Origin of the sequence: Paenibacillus athensensis, assembly GCF_004514475.2 — a bacterium.
Lineage (GTDB): Bacteria > Bacillota > Bacilli > Paenibacillales > NBRC-103111 > Paenibacillus_AL > Paenibacillus_AL athensensis.
Genome location: NZ_MYFO02000001.1, coordinates 432,656 through 450,653 on the forward strand (window position 1 = coordinate 432,656; position 17,998 = coordinate 450,653).

Here is a 17,998-nt window from a genome sequence, read left to right on the forward strand (position 1 = left end):
GAATGTTGTTGAAATCTTAAAATAAATGCTATTATAATGAAAAAAAGTATAGTCATGACAACTATTTTCATAGAGGAAAAGGAGGGAATTTATACGTATATTCGCTTGGAAAATGTAACCGTCGACTTGAATCGTCAGCCTGTTCGGCTTCATGCCGCCTGCGTACTCGGCCCCGTGCCCAATCCCGCAACGAACGACCGCTTCAATTCGGATTTGCGTAACATTTTTCAGACGGACCCGGCGGCGTTCCACGAGACGGACGCCGTTGTGCTGCAAGGCGGGCAGGTGTGCCCGCGTCGGCTTGTCGAGCGGATCGACCCCGATACCGATGAGCTGATCTTGGACGATTACCGGCCAGGCGACGGGGAGCGGCTGTTTCTGGTCGCCGCGCTTCGCTGCACGGAAAGCCGGGACGTCAGCTTTCGCACCTTCCAGATCGAAGGTAAAATCTGGATCGACGGACAGCTCGTCTATCATCGTTCCGGCCCGTTCCGCTGCCGGCTGGCTCCCGGCGTGCATCCGCTCGTCATGGAGCTTGACGCGCTGCCCAAGGTGCGCTCGCTGCGCATCAGCGATACGCAAGCGGACCTGCAGGCGTGTCCCGAGCTGATCGGGCCGTATCTGGCGCGCTGGACAGACCGTCACGCTGCGGTGGTCCGCCCGCATGCCGGACGCCCCGATGAGCGGCTGCACCGCTGGCAGCTGCTGCCGCGCGACTGGACGAAGCTGGCAACGGGCGCGCCCGTTGCCGTCACCGTCTGCGACGAGCGAGGCAAGCCGCTGCACCGCATGACCAGCGCGCTTGGCGCTACAGCAGCCGTGCCGGTCGGCGAGCTGCGCGTTGCGCTTCCCGGCGAGACGTCGTTTCTGCTGCGCCTGCAGCTGACGTACGCCGACGTGGACGGCGGCCGGCAGCGCACCGACGCGCTGCTGCTGGCGCGCTCGCCCAAGCGCTGGCTCGCCGACGCCGCCAGCCGGCTGGATGCGCTGGCCGCCGCCGGGCGGCTCGACGGCGACGACCGCTGGCAGCTCGAGCAGCTGCTGGCGCACGCCGGCGCGCTGGGCGCGGACGCAGACGCCGGCATCGCCGCAGAGCAGCTGCAGCAGCTCGACGCGGTCTGCAGCGCGCTCAGCGCCGGTCTGGCCGATGCCGCGAGTGGCATCGGCTGGCAGCAGACGCTGGAGCGGCGGGGAGCCGCCGAGCTGTTTTTCCGCTCGGCGCTGGACGGGCAGACCGAACGCTACAGCGTGCTGCTGCCCGAGCGCTACGGCGACGAGCCGCAGCGGCGCTATCCGCTCGTCGTGCTGCTGCCGGTCGGCCGCCACGAGTTGGACGCGGCAACGCTCGCCGAGCGGTTTCGCGGCCAGCTCGATGAAGACGCGATCGTCGCGACGGTATCTTGCCGGGGCGTCACGCTCGGCAGTTACATCGGCGAAGCCGCGTTTCTCGAAGCGCTCAGCCAGGTATGCACGCGCTTTCGCGTCGACGAGAGCCGGATCAGCCTCTCCGGCTATTCGAACGGCGGCTATGCCGCATGGGCGATGGCGCAAGCGTATCCGCACCGCTTTGCTTCGATTGCCGTATACGGCGGCGGAGCGGCCGCCGACAAGCTGGGCAATCTGCGGCATGTCGCGGTGCTGAACGTTTGCGGAGCGCGCGATTTTTTGCTTGCTTCCGCGTTCGAGGCGCCGACAGCAGCGCTGGCCGGCTTCACCTACACCGCCATGCTGGAGCCCGGCTCCGGCCATTGGGATACGCTTTATTTCCATCATCATCCGTCAGCTGTCAACTGGCTGCTCGGTCACAGAACGCCGCAGGAGCCCGCCGAGCTGTTCTACCGCACGGACAAGCCGCATCACCGGCACATCTATTGGCTCGAAATGACCCGCTTTACGCCGGGCTGCGCCTTCGCGCAGGCGGAAGCGGCCGTGACCGGCCCTTCGCAGCTGGAGCTGGTTTTGCACAACGTCGAGGAAATCGTTTTATCCGTGCCCCTTACGCTGCTGGACAGCAGCAACGGTAGCGAGCGGTTTGACATTCTCGTCAACGGCCAGCCGGCCGGCTCTTGTGCAGCGAACGCGCAGCAGCTCGTGTTGCGCCAAAGCTCCAACGGCTGGGGTGCGGGCGAATGCGACGCTCCGCCGCCGGTCAGCTTCAGCGAGCCGCTGAGCATGGGCCTGCTGCAAATTTATACGAAGCCCGTGATCATCGTGCTGCCGAGCAGGTTTCGCTCCGCCGAGGAAGAACGCCAGCTGCGACGCGCAGCCGACCAATACGCCCGTCCGCACACCGCTTCGTGGGACCCCGACATTTATGTCAGCTATCCGATTGTCGGCGCAGACGAGCTGACGCCCGAAGCAACGGCGGGTTGTCATGTGATCGTCTTTGCCTGCGATCCTGATGATCACGACTATCTGGCGGCTATTTCCAGCAAGCTGAAGGTTCAATTGACCGTTGACGGATGCAGATGGGATGCGCAAAGCCGCGAGGCGCCTTATCTCGTTCAGTTTATTCAGAACAACCCGCTGCATCCGGCCGATAAGCTGCTTATTGTCGCAGCCAGCCATCCTGATTTGTTCGTGCGCAACGTATTCACCCGCAGGCTGGTCATTCCGTCCTATGCCAGCGGCGCGCACGGCTATTTGAATAAAGAGCTTCTCGTATATGACGGCAACCTGCACGCCTACAGCTTTGCGCCGCCTCCCGTTGAAGTCCATGCTAGTTCCCATAGATGAGGATTGGACTTGTCACACACACATAAAAGGAGTGAGATTGATGAAAGAAAGAATTATCCAAATGATCAGCGACATTAAAAAGGACCCCGAGCTGGTCAACAAACTAACGGGCGCTTCCAGCATTTTGCACGAGTCGGGCATGGAGTCCCTGCAGATCGTTCATTTCATTTTGCAGGTGGAGGACGAATTCGGCGTACAAATTGATTTCGACGAATTCGACATGAACCATCTCGATTCCATCGATCATTTCTGCGCGTACATTCGCCAAAACAACCCGGCCCTGAGCGAGAGCGTCAACTCATGACCGAGCAAGTACCGGGCCGGCTCCATTGCGGTACGTTCGACGCCGAGCAATTTTGGCGGGACCCGGAGCTGTCCAAGCTGCCGGGACTGGCCGATCCGGAGAACCTGCGCATCGTTTCGACGATGGACGAGCTGCTGTTTGCGTTTTGCCGGCCGGAAGATACGCTGATTACGCGCAAGGCGCTCCATCCGGCCCATCGCAGCTACTTATCCGAAATCGGTTTCGGTTTTCGCAGCAACCGCACCGATCTTGACGGCCAACTGGAGCAGCGGCAGAAATGCATGCTCCAGCTGCTGGCGGAAGCCGAGCCGCAGGCGTTTAGCGATATCATAACGCCTGGCAGCGAGCTGGAAGCCTTTGCCGCCATCCCGTATATCCGCGACGCCAGCGAGCGCCACGGGCTGCGCTGCCGGATTCCGGACATGGACGTCATCCGCCGGGTGAATACGAAAGCCTATTCGACGCATATGAAAGCGCGCGTCGGGTTGCCGAACAGCAGCCTGATCGTCGGCAGCGCGGCCGAGCTGCAGGCAACCGGCAGCAAGCTGCTGGCCGATGGTCCGTTCCTTATTAAAGACAATTACGGCGTTTCCGGCAAAGGCAATTTGCTGATCGACGCGCCAGGCATTCTTGAGCGCGTTGTTTCCTACACGGACATGCAGGAGAAAAAAGGCAAGTCCACCGAATTCATCATCGAGCCTTATCTGCAAAAATCATGCGATTTTTCCTGCCAGTTCCATATCGACCCGGCAGGCGAAGTGAGCATCCTGTCGCTGCAAAAGCTGGCTAACGACGAGTTTGCTTACCAGGAGTCGTACACGCCGGAGCCGGAATTTATCGAGCTGCTGGAGCGCGAGGGCTACTTCGATCTGATGAAGTCGATTGGCCGCGAGCTTTATCGCGACGGCTATTTCGGACACGTCTGTATCGATTCGATGCAGCTGACAAATGGCGTGCTGGTGCCGATGATCGAAATTAACGCCCGCAAATCGATGAGCCTGATCAAGCATCACATCGACCGCTATCTGCAGCCGCACGGCGTCGTCGGCAATCTGCGTTATTATTCGCTGTCGTGCGCCAACGAGTCGCTGCGCTTTGAGGACGTGCTGGATGAGATGGAGCGTTCCGGACTGCTGTTCCGCCCCGGTCAGACGAGCGGCATCCTGCCGCTGACGGCCAATACGCTGACCATCAACCGCCGGGCCGATAAGCCGTACAAGGGACGTTTGTACGTCTCCGTTATCGGACGCGACGCTGCCGAGCGGACTGAACTGGCCGCAAGGCTTGGCCGCATTTTCCATCCATTGTTTTTGCAAGTGATGAACTGAACGAAGCTCTGTCGGAGCTTCCATTTCATGACGAAGGCGGTGTCCCGATTGTCCAAAACGATTACCATTCTAAGCTCCGGCTTTGGCCTTGGCTTTTATATCCCGGCGCTGCTCCTTGAGCGGCAGCTGCAGGAGCGCGGCGTGAACGCAGAAGTCGTCGTGTTCGAGCAATATATCGTGGCGGACAAAAAAGAGCGGATCGCTGCCAACCGCCAGGACTATCACGAGAATTTCGCGGTCGCCCTGGTGGCGCAAAAGATGCCGACCGATATCCGCTCCAGCATCGATTTTCCCGCCGTGGAAAAGCTGCTGGACCGCTGGCAGCAGGAGGAGCGGCGCGATTTCATCATTTTTTCCGGTCATTGGGTCTACGTGATCGATATGTATCGCGAGCGTCTGGGCGGGGCGGGGCTGAATGCCGACCTGCTGTACGTCGATGCCGGACTTTCGCCGTCGTGGAAGGGCATCAAGCGGTTCGTGCCGGACTATGCCGCGCGCTATCGCGAGGTGTGGCTGTTCGATGCCGAGGCGCAAGACGTACGGCTGCGCATCCCTGTATCCGGCGAGCCGGTTGTACCGTATGAAGCCCGCGAGCCTCGTCTGGTGCTGCATGGCGGCGGATGGGGCATGGGCACGTATTTAAGCAAAGCGGAGGAGCTGGAAAGCCGCGCCTACGGGCTCGACATCGTCATCGCCCATGCCGACGAAGCAAAGCTCTCCGAATCGAATCGCTATTATATGAACGATCCCGCTTGGGAAGCGTGGGAGAAGGATCCTGAAGCGGGCGCCTATATTTTTCCGAAATTCGGTCAGATTGTTCCCGGTCAAACGCCGGAATTCACCAGCCAAAGCAGTCATCACCGCCTGTATGACGTCATCCGTCAGGCAAAGGCTGTCATCAGCAAGCCAGGAGGCGCGACGCTGATTGATTCGCTTTCGTCGGCGACGCCGATCGTTTTTCTCGACCCGTTTGGTCCGCACGAGCAGAAAAACGCCGATTTGTGGATTCGTCTGGGCTTTGGCGTTTCGTATGAAACCTGGCAGCAAAGCGGCTATGCCCCCGAGCTGCTGGAATCGCTGCACCAAGCGCTGCTCGCGCATCGCACGCTGTATCCGCTATATTTGGACACGCTGCTCCAGCAAGCCTAAAATCCAGAAGAGGTGAATTTATGCAACCGAAAAGCAGTATCGCGATTGACGATAAAGCGTTTGAGCTGATGAAGCGCACGATGAGAAACATGGCCGTTCCTTACCGGGAGCGCGTCAAAAATCCGAAGTATCGCACACCCATTCCCGAGTCCATCGGCATCAAGCTGACGAACCGCTGCAACCTGCGCTGCATTCACTGCTTCCAGTGGAATGAAGACGGCTATCACCAGAATATGGAGAAGGAAGAACAAAATAAGGACATCGATCTCGACGTATTCCGCCGCATTATGGAAGAGACGTCGTCGATCAAGTCCCGCTTGTATTTGTGGGGCGGCGAGCCGATGTTCCACAAGCAGTTCGATCAGATCATCGACATGCTGGCTGCCGATCCGCGCGAAATGACCATTTGCAGCAACGGCCTGCTGCTGGACAAGTATCTGGACGGGATCATCAAGATTTCCCCGACGCTGGAGCTGCTGATTGCTGTGGAGGGCATGGAAGCCGAGCACGATTTCATTCGCGGCAAAGGCACCTTCGCCAAGACGATGCAGCAAATCGAGCGGCTCGTCGAGCTGCGCGAGCAAGGCATTTACAAAGGGCGGATTTCGGTGCATTCCGTCATTAACGACAGCATGATCCCCAAGCTGTATGAGCTGCTGGAATATTTCGAATCGCTCAAGCTCGATCTGGTGATTATGTGCTTCCCGTGGTATATTTCGAAGGAAACGTCGCAGCAGATGGATACGTATTTTGCCGACAAGTTCGATTGGCTGCGCAAGCTCGATGAAAGCCATATCAGCTCGTGGCACGCCTTCAAGTATCAAATGAATCCGGCGCATGTCGAAAAGCTCGTCAGCGAGCTGCAGCGCATCAACGATCGCGTCTGGAACATTCGCGTCCGTTACCAGCCGGGCCTCGACTACGACGAAATCCAGCAGTTCGTGCAAGGCGAAGCGATGACAAGCCGCTGCGCGACGACGTGCATGGCGCTGTCCACGCGCGTGGATATTTTGCCGACCGGCGATGTGACGGCCTGCAAGTTTTTCTCCGAATTTACCGTCGGTAATTTAAAGGAGCAAAGCTTGCAGACGATTTGGGATTCCGACGAATACGACCGGATTCGCGAAATCATCAACGTCGAAGGCTTGACGCCGGCCTGCTCCAAATGCAGCGTGCTGTATTTGCACGGGATTTAGACCATGATCCAGCGGACCAACAAACGCATCGGCGTTATCGGCTGCGCGGCGATTCTGCCGCGCGTGCTGCTGGATCCGGTCAAGGACATCCCGCATCTGCACGTATATGGCTGCGCCAACCGGACGCGCAGCAAGGCGGAGGCCTATGCCGCCGAATACGGCATTCCGGTGGTGTTCGACAGCGCAGAAGCGCTGCTGGCCAGCGATGAGATCGATTTCGTCTACATTTTGCTCAGCAACGAGCTGCATGCGGAATGGACGATCAAGGCGATTGAAGCGGGCAAGCACGTCATGGTCGAAAAGCCGTTGTGCCTGACCAGCGGGGAAGCCGAACGCATTGTCGAAGCAGCCCGCAAGGGGCGCGTGCACGTGCTCGAGGCGCTGATGGTGCAGCACCATCCGTGGCAGGAGCAGGTGCGTCAATGGGTGGCGGACAGCACCTATGGCGCGTTGCGTGAAATCGACTCGCGCATCAGCTTTACGCCCAAGGCGTCGTTCGAGGGCAACTACCGCAGCTTCCCGGAAAAGGGCGGCGGCTCGTTCTACGATCTCGGCTGCTATTGGCTGCAGTTTCTGCAAAGCACGGTCGGGCTGGAGCCCGTTGCTTACGAGGGGCGCTCGGCTTTTGCCGGTCTGAATGGCTGCGACTGGACGTTCGATACCGAGCTGCGCTACGAAAGCGGTCTGACCGCCAGGCTGACGACTTCGTTCGAGCAGGCCTACAAGGCGTCGCATACGCTGCATTTCGAAGCTGCCACTGTAACGGTTGTCGATTTTTTCCGCGCCAATCTCGGCCCATACGCCATTACGCTCAAGATCGAGGACCGGACCACCGGCGCAACGAGCAAATGGGTGTCGCCGCCGCAGCATTATTATCAAAACCAACTGCTGTTTTTCAGCGACGTGCTGGACGGCATACGGGACAATGTGCCTCTCACAGCTTCCCTGGAGCGTATTCGCCTTCAGGAGCTGATTTATCAATCTGCCCAGCAGCCGGTGTAAGCCCCGGCTCGGAAAGGATGACGGTGTAACGTGTCGGCTATCGTCGTACAACAATTATCGAAATCGTTTCAATACTACAAAAAGGAAGTCGGTCTGAAAAACTCGATTCGCAACCTGTTTCACCGGCACATGCTGGTGAAGGAAGCCGTCAGGGATGTCAGCTTCGAAATCGCCAAGGGCGAAATCGTCGGCTTCCTCGGGCCGAACGGGGCAGGGAAGACCACGACGTTAAAGATGCTGACCGGCATCCTGTTTCCGACCGGCGGTCATGCCACCGTGCTCGATTATGTGCCCTGGGAGCGCAAAAAAGCGTTCAAGCGGCAGTTCTCGATCGTCATGGGGCAAAAAAGCCAGCTCTGGTGGGATTTGCCCGCCAACGAATCGCTGCATCTGAACAAGCACATCTATGAGGTGGAGGATAAACAGTTTCAGCTGACCGTGCAGGAGCTGGCCGAGCTGCTGGACGTAACGGAGCTGCTGAACGTTCAGGTCCGCCGGCTGTCGCTTGGCGAACGGATGAAGCTGGAGCTGATCGCAGCGCTGCTGCACAGCCCGCAGGTGCTGTTTCTCGATGAGCCGACCATCGGCCTCGATATTTTATCGCAGCGCAAAATCCGCGACTTTTTGAAATATTATAACCAGCAGCGAAAAACGACGATTGTGCTGACCAGCCACTACATGAACGATATTGAAAATCTGTGCAAGCGCACAATTATCATCAACAGCGGCAAAGTCGCCTACGATGGCGATCTGGCGCGGGTGAACGAGCTGCTGGACCAGAAAAAAATCGTCAAAATCAAGCTGTCCGCCGAAACGCCGGTTCGCGAGCTGGAACGCTTCGGCACTGTGCGCGAGCATAACGGGCTGGAAGCTTGCTTGGAGGTCGAGAAGGCGCGGGTGAAGGAAATTTCCAAAGCGATTCTGGACCAGCTGCCGGTTCTCGATTTCAACATCGAGGATATTTCGATTGAAGAAGGCATCGCCCAGCTGTATCAAAAGGACGCGGTCCTCGTATGAGAGGCTGGAGGAAATACGCCAAAACGATGGGCATGGGCCTGCAAAGCTCGATGGAATACCGGGTCAACTTCCTGCTTGGCCTGCTGAGCTGCCTGTTTCCGATCTTGATTCAAATTTTCCTCTGGCACGCGATTTTCCGCAGTACGGGAGAGGGTGGCGTGTTTGGTTACACGCAGGGCGAAGCTGTCGCTTATGCCGTGCTGGCTGCTTTGTTCTCCAGAATGGTGGCGACAGGCTTCGAATATGAAATTGCCGGCGATGTCAAAAACGGCCAGTTGAGCAAGTTCGTCGTGCAGCCGATTCATTATTTTGCCTTCCGTCTGTGCTCGTTTCTTGGCGAAAAGCTAATGCACGTTACGGTGATCGGCTGCATCATTGCCGTGGCCGTCGCGATTATGCACAGCGTCATCGTCTGGGACGCCGCCCGGTTCGCTGCAGCGCTGCTGGCGCTTGTACTCGCGGTCGCGATCAATTTTCTCATCTACTACAATCTGAGCATGATTGCGTTCTGGATGGTTGAGGTGTGGGGCGTATTCCTCACGTTCAGCCTGCTGGCCAATGTGGCGAGCGGCGGCATCTTTCCGCTGGACATGTTCGGAGCCGGCGCCCAAGCCGTGCTGAACGTGCTGCCGTTCAAGTACATCGTCTTTTTTCCGGTTCATGTGCTGCTGGGCAAGCTCGCTCCCGGCGAGCTGCTCCCCGGCCTGCTGATCCAGGTGGTTTGGATCATCGCGTTATACGGCGTCTCGGTGGCGCTCTGGCGGGTCGGCATGCGCAAATATGAATCGGCGGGAGGATAACCCATGCGGCTCTGGTGGAAGGAATGCAGACGTTACGCGCACATTTACGGCTTGTTCATGAAAAACAGCATCATCTCGATGATGGAATACCGGGTCAACTTCCTGTTCGGGATGTTGATTGAACTTGGTTTTCTGTGCATCAAGCTCAGCTACGTGTATGTCATTTATCGCATCGGCGTGCAAATTAACGGTGTGTCGCCCGATCAGATTTTGCTGTTCGTCGGCGTCTATACGATTATGGCTGGCCTTTATTCGACGTTTTTTTACAACAATTTCGTCCAGTTGCCCGAGCACGTACGTACCGGAACGCTCGATATCATGATGACGCGTCCGATCTCGCTGCAATTTATGTCCACGCTGCGCACGATCGACATCGGTTTGGCCGTGCCGAACGTCATCGGCGGCTTGATCATGGTCGCTTACGGCTGGCACAAAGCAGGCGTGCCGTTAACGGCCGGTCATGTCATCGGCTTCGCCGGCTTTATTCTCATCGGACTGGCGCTGACATATTCGGTGTTCCTGCTGCCGCAGCTGATTGCCTTCTGGACGATCAAGACAGGCGGGGTCAACGATTTGTCCAACGCCATGTTCGATTTCAATCAAATGCCGATGGCGATTTATCACAAAACGATTCAGCGGGCAGGCACCTTCGTCATTCCGATCTTTCTGATTACGAATTTATCACCGCTTTACGTGCTCCAGCAGCTCGATACCGCTCACCTGATTTGGGGACTGCTGGCTCCGGTGCTGTTCCTGCTGGTGGTGCGGGGTGTCTGGAAGCTGGCGATTCGCAGCTATACGAGCGCCAGCAGCTAACGCTTTAGCGGGAAAGGGCAGGTGAACCTGATGGCTGTAACGATGGAAACGCTGCGCCGGCTCGCCGCCGGCGTTCTGCAGCTCGACAGCGCTGCCGTCGAGACGCTGACGCCGGACACCGACTTGCGAGGTCTTGGCCTCAGCTCGATTTCGGCGATGGAGCTCGTCGTCGCCCTGGAAAACGAATACGGCTTTATCGTTGAAGAGGACGATTTGCTGCTTGATAGTGTGAATACGTTGGAAAAGCTGGAAAAACTGGCCGTAAAACACCTGACAGCCGTGTAGGAGGAGCTTTCATATGCAGATCATTATTCCGCAAATGCGCATTGAAGCGGGCGCACATTGTCTGTTTGCCAGCTTGCGCAATCTGCTCGCCGCCGGCTTTGGCATCCGGCTGTCTGAGGCGGACATTTATTTCCGCTGCGACGGCATGAATGTCGAATACTTGCCGCTGTCGCGTCCTTACTGGATCGGCCGCTCCGGCGACGCGATGATGCGCCAGTTCGCCGCGCTGGGCCCCGTGCGGACGCGTTATCATTTCGGCGTTCCCGAGCCAGCCGCACGGCTGGCTGTGGCCGAAGATATCGCCCGCGAGCTTGCTGCCGGACGGCTCGCGCTGCTGTTCGCGCACAGCGGCTGCCTGACCTACCATCAGGTATACCGCGACAATCCGAGCCGTCCGCACGTAATCGGCATCTACGGCATCGATCTGGCCCGGGACACGGCGTATGTGATCGATTCGTTCCTGCTCGACATCGGGGGAACCGTCCATACGTATCAGGGACCAGCGCCGCTCAGTTCGTTGCTCGCCGGGATGTACGGGCTCACTTATCTGGAAGGGCCGCACGCAGCAGGCGAATGGGCCGATGCCGACGAGCCATCGGTTAACGAACCGACCCCGATTGCTTATGTCCGCGACGGCATCGGACGCTTTCTCGGCGGTTCGGTCGGCGAGTGGGGCAATGCGCAAGGCTTGGCGGCGTACCGTTCGTTTTTCGAGCGGCTGACCACCGTGCCTGAGCTGGATGACGCCACGTTCACACAAACGTGCAAGGAGCTTTATTACTGCTTGCGTATCGGCACGGTGATGCATCAGTGGGCCTATCTGCAGCAGATCGTGCGCGAAAATACGTCGGCGCTGCGTTCCAGTGCCGATGCGTGGCTGGAGACGTTCGCTGCGGAAGAGCAGGAATGGCAAAAGCACTTGCTCGGCTTTTACAAAAATGGACTGCGGGCCTACAAGGCCAATTGGGGCGTGGCGCTTGAGCGCAGTCACAGGCTCGTCGACCGCCAAGCGGCTGTACTGCGGCAATTTGCCGACGATCTGATCATCGATTAGCCCGCAGCGCAGCAACAGCAGCTAGCCCTAACGACCTCCGTATAAGACCTTGTCTGCCATTGGCTGTGGCGGGCAGGGTCTTTTTCCCGCAGGCAGGGCAGAACAGCTGTTTTTGGCAGCAGACGGCGGATTCTGCTATGATGGAGCTGTGAACATACCTCTAAATGTGAAAGGATCGGTGAGCAGGATGGAAGAGCAGATTCAGGACAAACCGCGGCGGGAGCTGGCGACGTTCGCCGGAGGCTGTTTTTGGTGTATGGTGACCCCGTTCGAGCAGTTGCCGGGGATCCTTCAGGTAGAGTCCGGCTACACCGGCGGACATACGGAAAACCCGACTTATCAGGAGGTTTGCTCGGAAACGACCGGGCACGCCGAAGCGGTGCAAATTACGTTTGATCCCGATGTTTTCCCCTATGCCAAGCTGCTGCAGCTGTTCTGGCGGCAAATTGATCCGACCGATGCAGGCGGGCAGTTTCATGACCGGGGCTCGTCGTATCGACCGGCGATTTTTTACCATAGTGAAGAACAGCGCAAGCTGGCGGAGGCGTCCCGCAACGATTTGGAGCTGAGCAAACGATTCAACCGGCCGATTGCTACGGAAATCGTCCCGGCAGGCCCGTTTTATCCGGCTGAGGACTATCACCAGGGCTACCATCACAAAAACCCGCTGCGCTACAAAATGTACCGCAAGGGCTCGGGACGCGACGCGTTCATCGCTTCGCATTGGAATACCGATAAGGACAAAGAGGAGCGCCGGAAAAAGCTGACCCCGCTGCAATACGAGGTGACGCAAAACAATGCGACCGAACGGCCGTTCCAGAACGAGTTCTGGGACCACCACGAGGAAGGCATTTATGTGGATATTGTCTCCGGCGAACCGCTGTTCAGCTCGCGGGACAAATTCGACTCGGGCTGCGGCTGGCCAAGCTTCACCCAACCGCTGGTCAACGGCTTTGTTGTCGAGAAGCAGGACCTGAGCCATTTCATGGTACGGACCGAGGTCCGCAGCCTGGATGCCGATTCGCATCTGGGGCATGTGTTTACGGACGGTCCCGGACCAAACGGGCTGCGCTATTGCATCAATTCCGCCGCGCTGCGCTTCGTGCCCAAGGCGGAGATGGAGAAAGAGGGCTACGGCGCTTATTTGAGCATGCTGGATTAACGCCGTTCCGTGACGCATACGCGGATTGAGGACGCACCCCCGAACGAAAGGCCGGGACTGCGTCTTTTTTACGCCGAACCAAAGACGAGGTATAGACAGGAAGGGCGGCTCGAAGGCAATGAGTCATGAATCCGGTACACCGGTCAACAGGTTTCAACGATACACAGATTCACCCGAGCTGCAAAAGAGATTGTATAAGCGCACCTTATGGATCGTCGTCATGTCGCAAATTTTCGGGGGCGCGGGTCTGGCCGCAGGCGTTACGGTCGGGGCTCTTTTGGCCCAGGAGATGCTGGGCTCGGAAAGCTTTACCGGCGTTCCCGCCGCCTTGCTTACGCTCGGTTCGGCCGGAGCGGCCTGGCTGGTGGGCCGGCTGACGCAACGTGCCGGACGCCGGCTCGGTCTGGCTACCGGATTTTTGACTGGCGGACTTGGCGCTTTAGGCATTATCGCAGCGGCCCTCAGCAGCAACGTTACCTTATTGTTCGTCTCGCTGCTTGTTTACGGTGCAGGAGCGGCCACGAACCTGCAGGCGCGTTATGCCGGAGCCGATTTGGCTCAGCCGAATCAGCGGGCCAAAGCCATCAGTATGGCAATGGTATCCACCACACTCGGCGCGGTTGCCGGCCCCAATACAGTCGCAGCCACCGGCAGCTTGGCCGCTGCCCTCGGAATTCCTGCGCTGGCCGGACCGTTTATCCTCGCTGCAGCGGCTTATCTGCTGGCGGGAGTCGTTTTTGTCCTGTTTTTGCGGCCGGATCCGTATCTCGTAGCCAGAGCGATCTTCGAAGCCCGGCAAGCTGTACAACCCGCAGCAGGGTCGGCGCCAGAGCCTGCGCCGCGAACGAGCGGTAGCAGCGGGCTGCTTGTCGGCGCTACAGTGATGGTTTTAACGCAAATTGTGATGATTGCCATTATGACCATGACGCCAATCCATATGAAGCATCACGGCCACAGTCTGGCGGAGGTCGGCTTCGTCATTGGCGTGCATATCGGCTCGATGTATTTGCCGTCGCTGGTCACAGGCGTGCTGATTGACAAAATCGGCCGCAAGACGATGTCGATTGCATCCGGAGGCGTATTATTGCTTGCAGGCGTTACAGCGGCTGCGGCTCCGCCGGACTCGATGCCGGTGCTGGTAATCGCGCTCTCGCTGCTCGGAATCGGCTGGAATTTGGGCTTGATCAGCGGTACCGCGATTATCGTAGATGCGACAACGCCCGCGACGCGCGCCAAGACGCAGGGGACCATCGACGTATTAGTGGCGCTGGCCGGAGCCGCAGGCGGCGCATTCTCAGGAATGGTCGTCGCACAGACCAGCTATGCGATGCTATCGCTGGCCGGCGGCGGTTTGTCGCTGCTGCTCATTCCTGTCGTTATCTGGTCGCGAAGCCGCTCCATAGCGGATCAAGCCGCGGCAACAAAATCCGCGAATTAGTTAACATAATTTTAGTTATGTAATCATATCTATTTTAAGCTAATTTTAAATTTTCCTTCATATTCCCTTCATAATTGCCAATTACACTGAGAGGGCAACGGAAATTGGTCAAGGTGGGGGAGTCCGGTGAGCTACATAGTTAAAAATTTGCACTTTTTGGTGATTCATGTCCCGATTGCGATGCTGCTGTTCAGCTTCCTCTTCGATCTGGTCGCCAAGATTCTGAAGAAAGAGCAGTGGCACATCGCCGGTCTGCTTTGTCTGATCATCGGGACGCTTGGAGCGATCGCCGCCGTCATCACCGGCCCGGAGAACGAGCGTAATCCGCTGTTTCCGCAGCACGAGCTGTATGGAAAAATCACCATGTTTTTCTTCATCGTGCTCACGCTGATTCGCATCGGCCTGCTGTGGCGCAGCAAGCTGGAGCTCGGACGCAATTGGGTATATTTGGTCGGAGCGCTGATCGGCGTTGTGCTGGTGTCTTACACGGGTCATCTGGGCGGGCAGATGGTTCACCCCGATTTCAGCAAATTTAACGGCCAGTTCAACAATGGCCAAATGCGCCAGGGACCGGGCGAAGGCGGCATGAACGGTCAGCCTGGCGGACGCCAGCGCTTCCAGCAGGGAGGCGGGCAACGCCAGCAGCAAGGCGGCGGCAAAGCCAACGGCAGCGATTCAAACAATCCGAATCCGCCGGCCAATGCTGATGCCGGTTCCGAGTCGGGAGCGGCCGCGAATTAGCGCGAAAGACAATCCTCAGCTTGCGGGCGACAGGATTGTCTTTTTTTGGCCCCGATGTCGGAAGATTCAGCTATAGTTGTTTTTTCCATTGCCAACAGGCGGCGCACAGGTTAATCTTACAGTGCGCTGATCTTCAAGCGCGATCCACTGAGGACAGGAGCTGAGCGGTATAATGGATTTTTCTTGCTAATCGGAGAATATAAAACGGCAGGACGCGTATTTGCGTCTGTTTTATCTCTTGGTGCGCAGGAAAATTTCATAGGCTTCCCGCTTGGACATACCGATAGGCAAGGACCCGCTTCGCTTGGCGAGGAGGGCTAACTGTTGGAATAAATCGAGCTGCGGGAAGCCATTCCTGCGGCTTTTTTTGCTTACAGCGGAGGATATTTTATGTCATTAATTAAAATCACGAATTTGACGTTTGCTTATCCGGGCAGCTATGATCCTGTTTTCGAAGATACGAGCTTTCAGATCGATACGGACTGGAGGCTCGGCTTCACGGGACGCAACGGGCGGGGGAAAACGACGTTTCTCCAGCTGCTGCAAGGCAAATATGCGTATAGCGGACATATTACTGCTCAGGTGAGCTTTGACTATTTTCCTTATACGGTGCCGGACAGCCGGCTGCCGACGCGCGAGGTAGCGCAGCGCATTGCGCCGGATGCCCAGATGTGGGAGATTGAACGCGAGCTCAATCTTCTGCAAATGGCTGACGACACGCTCGAACGACCGTTCGCGACGTTGTCCAATGGCGAGCAGACCAAGCTGCTGCTGGCGGCTTTATTTTTGAAAGAGCATCATTTCCTGTTGATCGACGAACCGACTAACCATCTTGATCTTCACGCCCGAAGACTGGTTGCCGATTATTTGCGGAGCAAGCGCGGATTTATTCTGGTCTCGCACGACCGCGAATTTCTTGATCGCTGCGTCGACCACATTCTGGCGATCAATAAGACGAATCTGGAGATCCAGAAGGGCAATTTCTCGGAGTGGCTGGTGAACAAGGAGCGGCAGGACCAATACGAGCTGGCTGAAAATGCCAAGCTGCGCAAAGACATCAAGCGGCTGGACGAAGCCGCCCGCCGGACGAGCGACTGGTCGGATGAAGTCGAGAAAACCAAAAACGGCTCGCGCAACTCCGGCTCCAAGGTGGATAAAGGCTACATCGGCCACAAGGCGGCTAAAATGATGAAGCGCTCGAAGTCACTGGAGAAGCGGCAGCACGCTGCGATCGAGGAGAAATCCGGGCTGCTCCATAACGTCGAGGAAGCCGACAGTCTGAAAATCGTCCAGCTTGCGCATCACACGAACCGCTTTGTGGAGCTTGAGCGCGTGGCAATTGCTTACGGGGGACTTACGGCCTGCGCCGGCATCAGCTTCACGATAGAGCGTGGGGACCGCGTTGCGCTCATAGGCCCGAACGGTGCGGGCAAATCGAGCGTGCTGAAGCTGATCTGCGGAGAACCGCTGGCCTATGGAGGCACGCTGAGGCTGGCCAGCCGGCTGAAGATTTCCTACGTCTCGCAGGATACCTCGCATTTGCACGGCAGCTTAACCGACTACGCGCGGCAATTCGGAATTGACGAAAGCCGGTTTAAAGCGATCCTGCGCAAGCTGGATTTTGCCCGGGTGCAGTTCGAGAAAGACATGGCGTCGTTTAGTGGCGGACAAAAAAAGAAGGTGCTGCTGGCCCGAAGCCTGTGTGAGCAGGCGCACCTGCACGTATGGGATGAACCGCTCAATTTTATTGATGTCATCTCGCGCATGCAAATCGAGGAGCTGCTGCTGGAAAGCGCGCCGACGCTGCTATTTGTCGAGCACGACAGCCGCTTTTGCCACAGTGTGGCCACCAAGCTTGTGGAGCTGGCTCCGCCGTCGGGACACGAATAAAGCCAATGTTGCCCGCGAAAGCGGGCTTTTTGCGCTGCTGCGTGATAAGCTGGAACTGAAAGAGACCGTTCATGCGGTGCGTTAGTGCCGGGAAGCTGATCCAAGACCGGACGGTCGCATCGGGAAAGAGGGGAATTTCATGCTGGACATGCTGGATCGCATCAAAGGCGGTTTGTACGGCGTCGCTGTCGGCGACGCGCTGGGCGGCACGACAGAATTTATGAGCGCGGGGGAAATCAAGCGTCAGTACGGCTATTTGACCGAAATTGTCGGGGGCGGCGTTTGGCAGCTGGCGCCGGGCGAGGTCACAGACGACACGCAGATGACGTTATGCGTCGCCGAGGGCATTCTGGCAAATCCGGCAGATCCGGTTGCTGCGATCGGCGATCGCTTTTTACATTGGTATAAAAGCAATCCCAAGGATATCGGCAATATTATCCGCCGCGTGCTGGCCACCTACGAGGGCAATTGGTTCGCCGCTTCTTTTCTGGCTGATCAGGATTTGGGGCAAAGTGCGGGAAATGGCTCGTTAATGCGCTGTCTGCCGGTTGCGCTGATTTACCCTGATCTCGAGGAAGTGGAACGTGTGTCCCGCTTGCAGTCCAAAATGACGCACTATGACGAGCTTTGCAACGACATCTGCATCCTCTACAACCGGATCGCCTATCGGCTTCTTCAGGGTGAAGATTTGCATCGCGCGTTGGATATTGAGCTTGCTGCCACGCCATTCGCCGCATATCCAGAGCAGGAGCCGGCTTGTGAGCCGAGCGGTTATGTCGTGCACAGCTTATCTTGGGCGGTCCATCACCTCAGCCGGGGCAGCTCGTTTGCCGACACGGTGCAGCGAGCTGCCAACGGGGGAGGGGACTCCGATACGATTGCCGCGATTGCCGGCGGCTTGGCCGGCGTTTATTACGGCTTCGAGCAGATGCCGGCTGCGTATCGCGAAGCGATTTTGATTCGCACGCAATTGGATGAATTGGCTCAGCGGATGACAGACGCCAGACGGCGGCTTGCGCTAGAGACGAATTAAGATAAAACTGTAGAAATTGTCATATATTACATTACAATTAGCTATAA

16 protein-coding genes are annotated in these 17,998 nt (G+C 57.6%); all 16 read left to right on the forward strand.

Translation table 11 applies throughout. From position 1 onward, the window contains the following. The first annotated feature begins 54 nt into the window (after positions 1-54). The gene (locus B5M42_RS01965; protein WP_167689533.1) at positions 55-2,736 is read left to right on the forward strand and encodes a carboxylesterase family protein; all 2,682 of its coding nucleotides are present in this window, start codon (positions 55-57) and stop codon (positions 2,734-2,736) included. A gap of 40 nt (positions 2,737-2,776) precedes the next feature. Continuing rightward, positions 2,777-3,040, forward strand: a complete 264-nt coding sequence (locus B5M42_RS01970; RefSeq protein WP_134748817.1) for an acyl carrier protein — start codon at positions 2,777-2,779, stop codon at positions 3,038-3,040. Next, positions 3,037-4,368, forward strand: coding sequence for a hypothetical protein (locus B5M42_RS01975; protein ID WP_134748815.1), 1,332 nt, complete (start codon positions 3,037-3,039; stop codon positions 4,366-4,368). The genes B5M42_RS01970 and B5M42_RS01975 overlap by 4 nt, the downstream gene beginning before the upstream one ends. Before the next feature lie 27 nt (positions 4,369-4,395). Next, complete coding sequence (locus B5M42_RS01980; RefSeq protein ID WP_134748813.1) at positions 4,396-5,517, forward strand: glycosyltransferase family protein; 1,122 nt, start codon at positions 4,396-4,398, stop codon at positions 5,515-5,517. A 20-nt stretch (positions 5,518-5,537) separates the two neighbouring features. After that, positions 5,538-6,713, forward strand: coding sequence for a radical SAM/SPASM domain-containing protein (locus B5M42_RS01985; RefSeq protein ID WP_134748810.1), 1,176 nt, complete (start codon positions 5,538-5,540; stop codon positions 6,711-6,713). A 3-nt stretch (positions 6,714-6,716) separates the two neighbouring features. Continuing rightward, positions 6,717-7,715 carry a Gfo/Idh/MocA family protein gene (locus B5M42_RS01990; RefSeq protein ID WP_134748808.1) on the forward strand — a complete coding sequence of 333 codons (999 nt, stop codon included), beginning with the start codon at positions 6,717-6,719 and terminating at the stop codon, positions 7,713-7,715. Between the two features lie 30 nt (positions 7,716-7,745). Further along, entirely contained in the window at positions 7,746-8,732 is a 987-nt protein-coding gene (locus tag B5M42_RS01995; RefSeq protein ID WP_134748807.1) for an ABC transporter ATP-binding protein, read from the forward strand. Next, entirely contained in the window at positions 8,729-9,532 is an 804-nt protein-coding gene (locus B5M42_RS02000) for an ABC transporter permease (protein WP_134748805.1), read from the forward strand. Before B5M42_RS01995 ends, B5M42_RS02000 begins: the two co-directional genes overlap by 4 nt. A 3-nt stretch (positions 9,533-9,535) precedes the next feature. Beyond that, the gene (locus B5M42_RS02005; protein WP_134748803.1) at positions 9,536-10,348 is read left to right on the forward strand and encodes an ABC transporter permease; all 813 of its coding nucleotides are present in this window, start codon (positions 9,536-9,538) and stop codon (positions 10,346-10,348) included. A gap of 30 nt (positions 10,349-10,378) precedes the next feature. Beyond that, positions 10,379-10,633, forward strand: a complete 255-nt coding sequence (locus B5M42_RS02010) for an acyl carrier protein (RefSeq protein WP_134748802.1) — start codon at positions 10,379-10,381, stop codon at positions 10,631-10,633. A 13-nt stretch (positions 10,634-10,646) separates the two neighbouring features. After that, the gene (locus B5M42_RS02015) at positions 10,647-11,687 is read left to right on the forward strand and encodes a BtrH N-terminal domain-containing protein (protein WP_134748800.1); all 1,041 of its coding nucleotides are present in this window, start codon (positions 10,647-10,649) and stop codon (positions 11,685-11,687) included. Between the two features lie 187 nt (positions 11,688-11,874). After that, positions 11,875-12,849 (forward strand): peptide-methionine (R)-S-oxide reductase MsrB, encoded by a 975-nt coding sequence (msrB, locus tag B5M42_RS02020; RefSeq protein WP_134748798.1) that lies wholly within the window; start codon positions 11,875-11,877, stop codon positions 12,847-12,849. Positions 12,850-12,967: 118 nt separating this feature from the next. Then, a complete protein-coding gene (locus B5M42_RS02025; protein ID WP_134748796.1) occupies positions 12,968-14,287 on the forward strand; it encodes an MFS transporter in 1,320 nt (439 codons plus the stop codon). A 126-nt stretch (positions 14,288-14,413) separates the two neighbouring features. Continuing rightward, positions 14,414-15,028 (forward strand): DUF2231 domain-containing protein, encoded by a 615-nt coding sequence (locus tag B5M42_RS02030; protein ID WP_134748794.1) that lies wholly within the window; start codon positions 14,414-14,416, stop codon positions 15,026-15,028. Between the two features lie 390 nt (positions 15,029-15,418). Further along, positions 15,419-16,918 carry a ribosomal protection-like ABC-F family protein gene (gene abc-f, locus B5M42_RS02035; protein WP_134748792.1) on the forward strand — a complete coding sequence of 500 codons (1,500 nt, stop codon included), beginning with the start codon at positions 15,419-15,421 and terminating at the stop codon, positions 16,916-16,918. Positions 16,919-17,057: 139 nt separating this feature from the next. Then, positions 17,058-17,951 (forward strand): ADP-ribosylglycohydrolase family protein, encoded by an 894-nt coding sequence (locus B5M42_RS02040; protein WP_230632578.1) that lies wholly within the window; start codon positions 17,058-17,060, stop codon positions 17,949-17,951. Positions 17,952-17,998 lie beyond the last annotated feature (47 nt).

What these genes read in the sequence shown, in the direction of transcription:
- B5M42_RS01965 (WP_167689533.1), top strand. Translation starts at nt 55, where the DNA reads ATGACAACTATTTTCATAGAGGAAAAGGAGGGAATTTATACGTATATT.
- B5M42_RS01970 (WP_134748817.1), top strand. Translation starts at nt 2,777, where the DNA reads ATGAAAGAAAGAATTATCCAAATGATCAGCGACATTAAAAAGGACCCC.
- B5M42_RS01975 (WP_134748815.1), top strand. Translation starts at nt 3,037, where the DNA reads ATGACCGAGCAAGTACCGGGCCGGCTCCATTGCGGTACGTTCGACGCC.
- B5M42_RS01980 (WP_134748813.1), top strand. Translation starts at nt 4,396, where the DNA reads ATGACGAAGGCGGTGTCCCGATTGTCCAAAACGATTACCATTCTAAGC.
- B5M42_RS01985 (WP_134748810.1), top strand. Translation starts at nt 5,538, where the DNA reads ATGCAACCGAAAAGCAGTATCGCGATTGACGATAAAGCGTTTGAGCTG.
- B5M42_RS01990 (WP_134748808.1), top strand. Translation starts at nt 6,717, where the DNA reads ATGATCCAGCGGACCAACAAACGCATCGGCGTTATCGGCTGCGCGGCG.
- B5M42_RS02000 (WP_134748805.1), top strand. Translation starts at nt 8,729, where the DNA reads ATGAGAGGCTGGAGGAAATACGCCAAAACGATGGGCATGGGCCTGCAA.
- B5M42_RS02005 (WP_134748803.1), top strand. Translation starts at nt 9,536, where the DNA reads ATGCGGCTCTGGTGGAAGGAATGCAGACGTTACGCGCACATTTACGGC.
- B5M42_RS02010 (WP_134748802.1), top strand. Translation starts at nt 10,379, where the DNA reads ATGGCTGTAACGATGGAAACGCTGCGCCGGCTCGCCGCCGGCGTTCTG.
- B5M42_RS02015 (WP_134748800.1), top strand. Translation starts at nt 10,647, where the DNA reads ATGCAGATCATTATTCCGCAAATGCGCATTGAAGCGGGCGCACATTGT.
- msrB (WP_134748798.1), top strand. Translation starts at nt 11,875, where the DNA reads ATGGAAGAGCAGATTCAGGACAAACCGCGGCGGGAGCTGGCGACGTTC.
- B5M42_RS02025 (WP_134748796.1), top strand. Translation starts at nt 12,968, where the DNA reads ATGAGTCATGAATCCGGTACACCGGTCAACAGGTTTCAACGATACACA.
- abc-f (WP_134748792.1), top strand. Translation starts at nt 15,419, where the DNA reads ATGTCATTAATTAAAATCACGAATTTGACGTTTGCTTATCCGGGCAGC.
- B5M42_RS02040 (WP_230632578.1), top strand. Translation starts at nt 17,058, where the DNA reads ATGCTGGACATGCTGGATCGCATCAAAGGCGGTTTGTACGGCGTCGCT.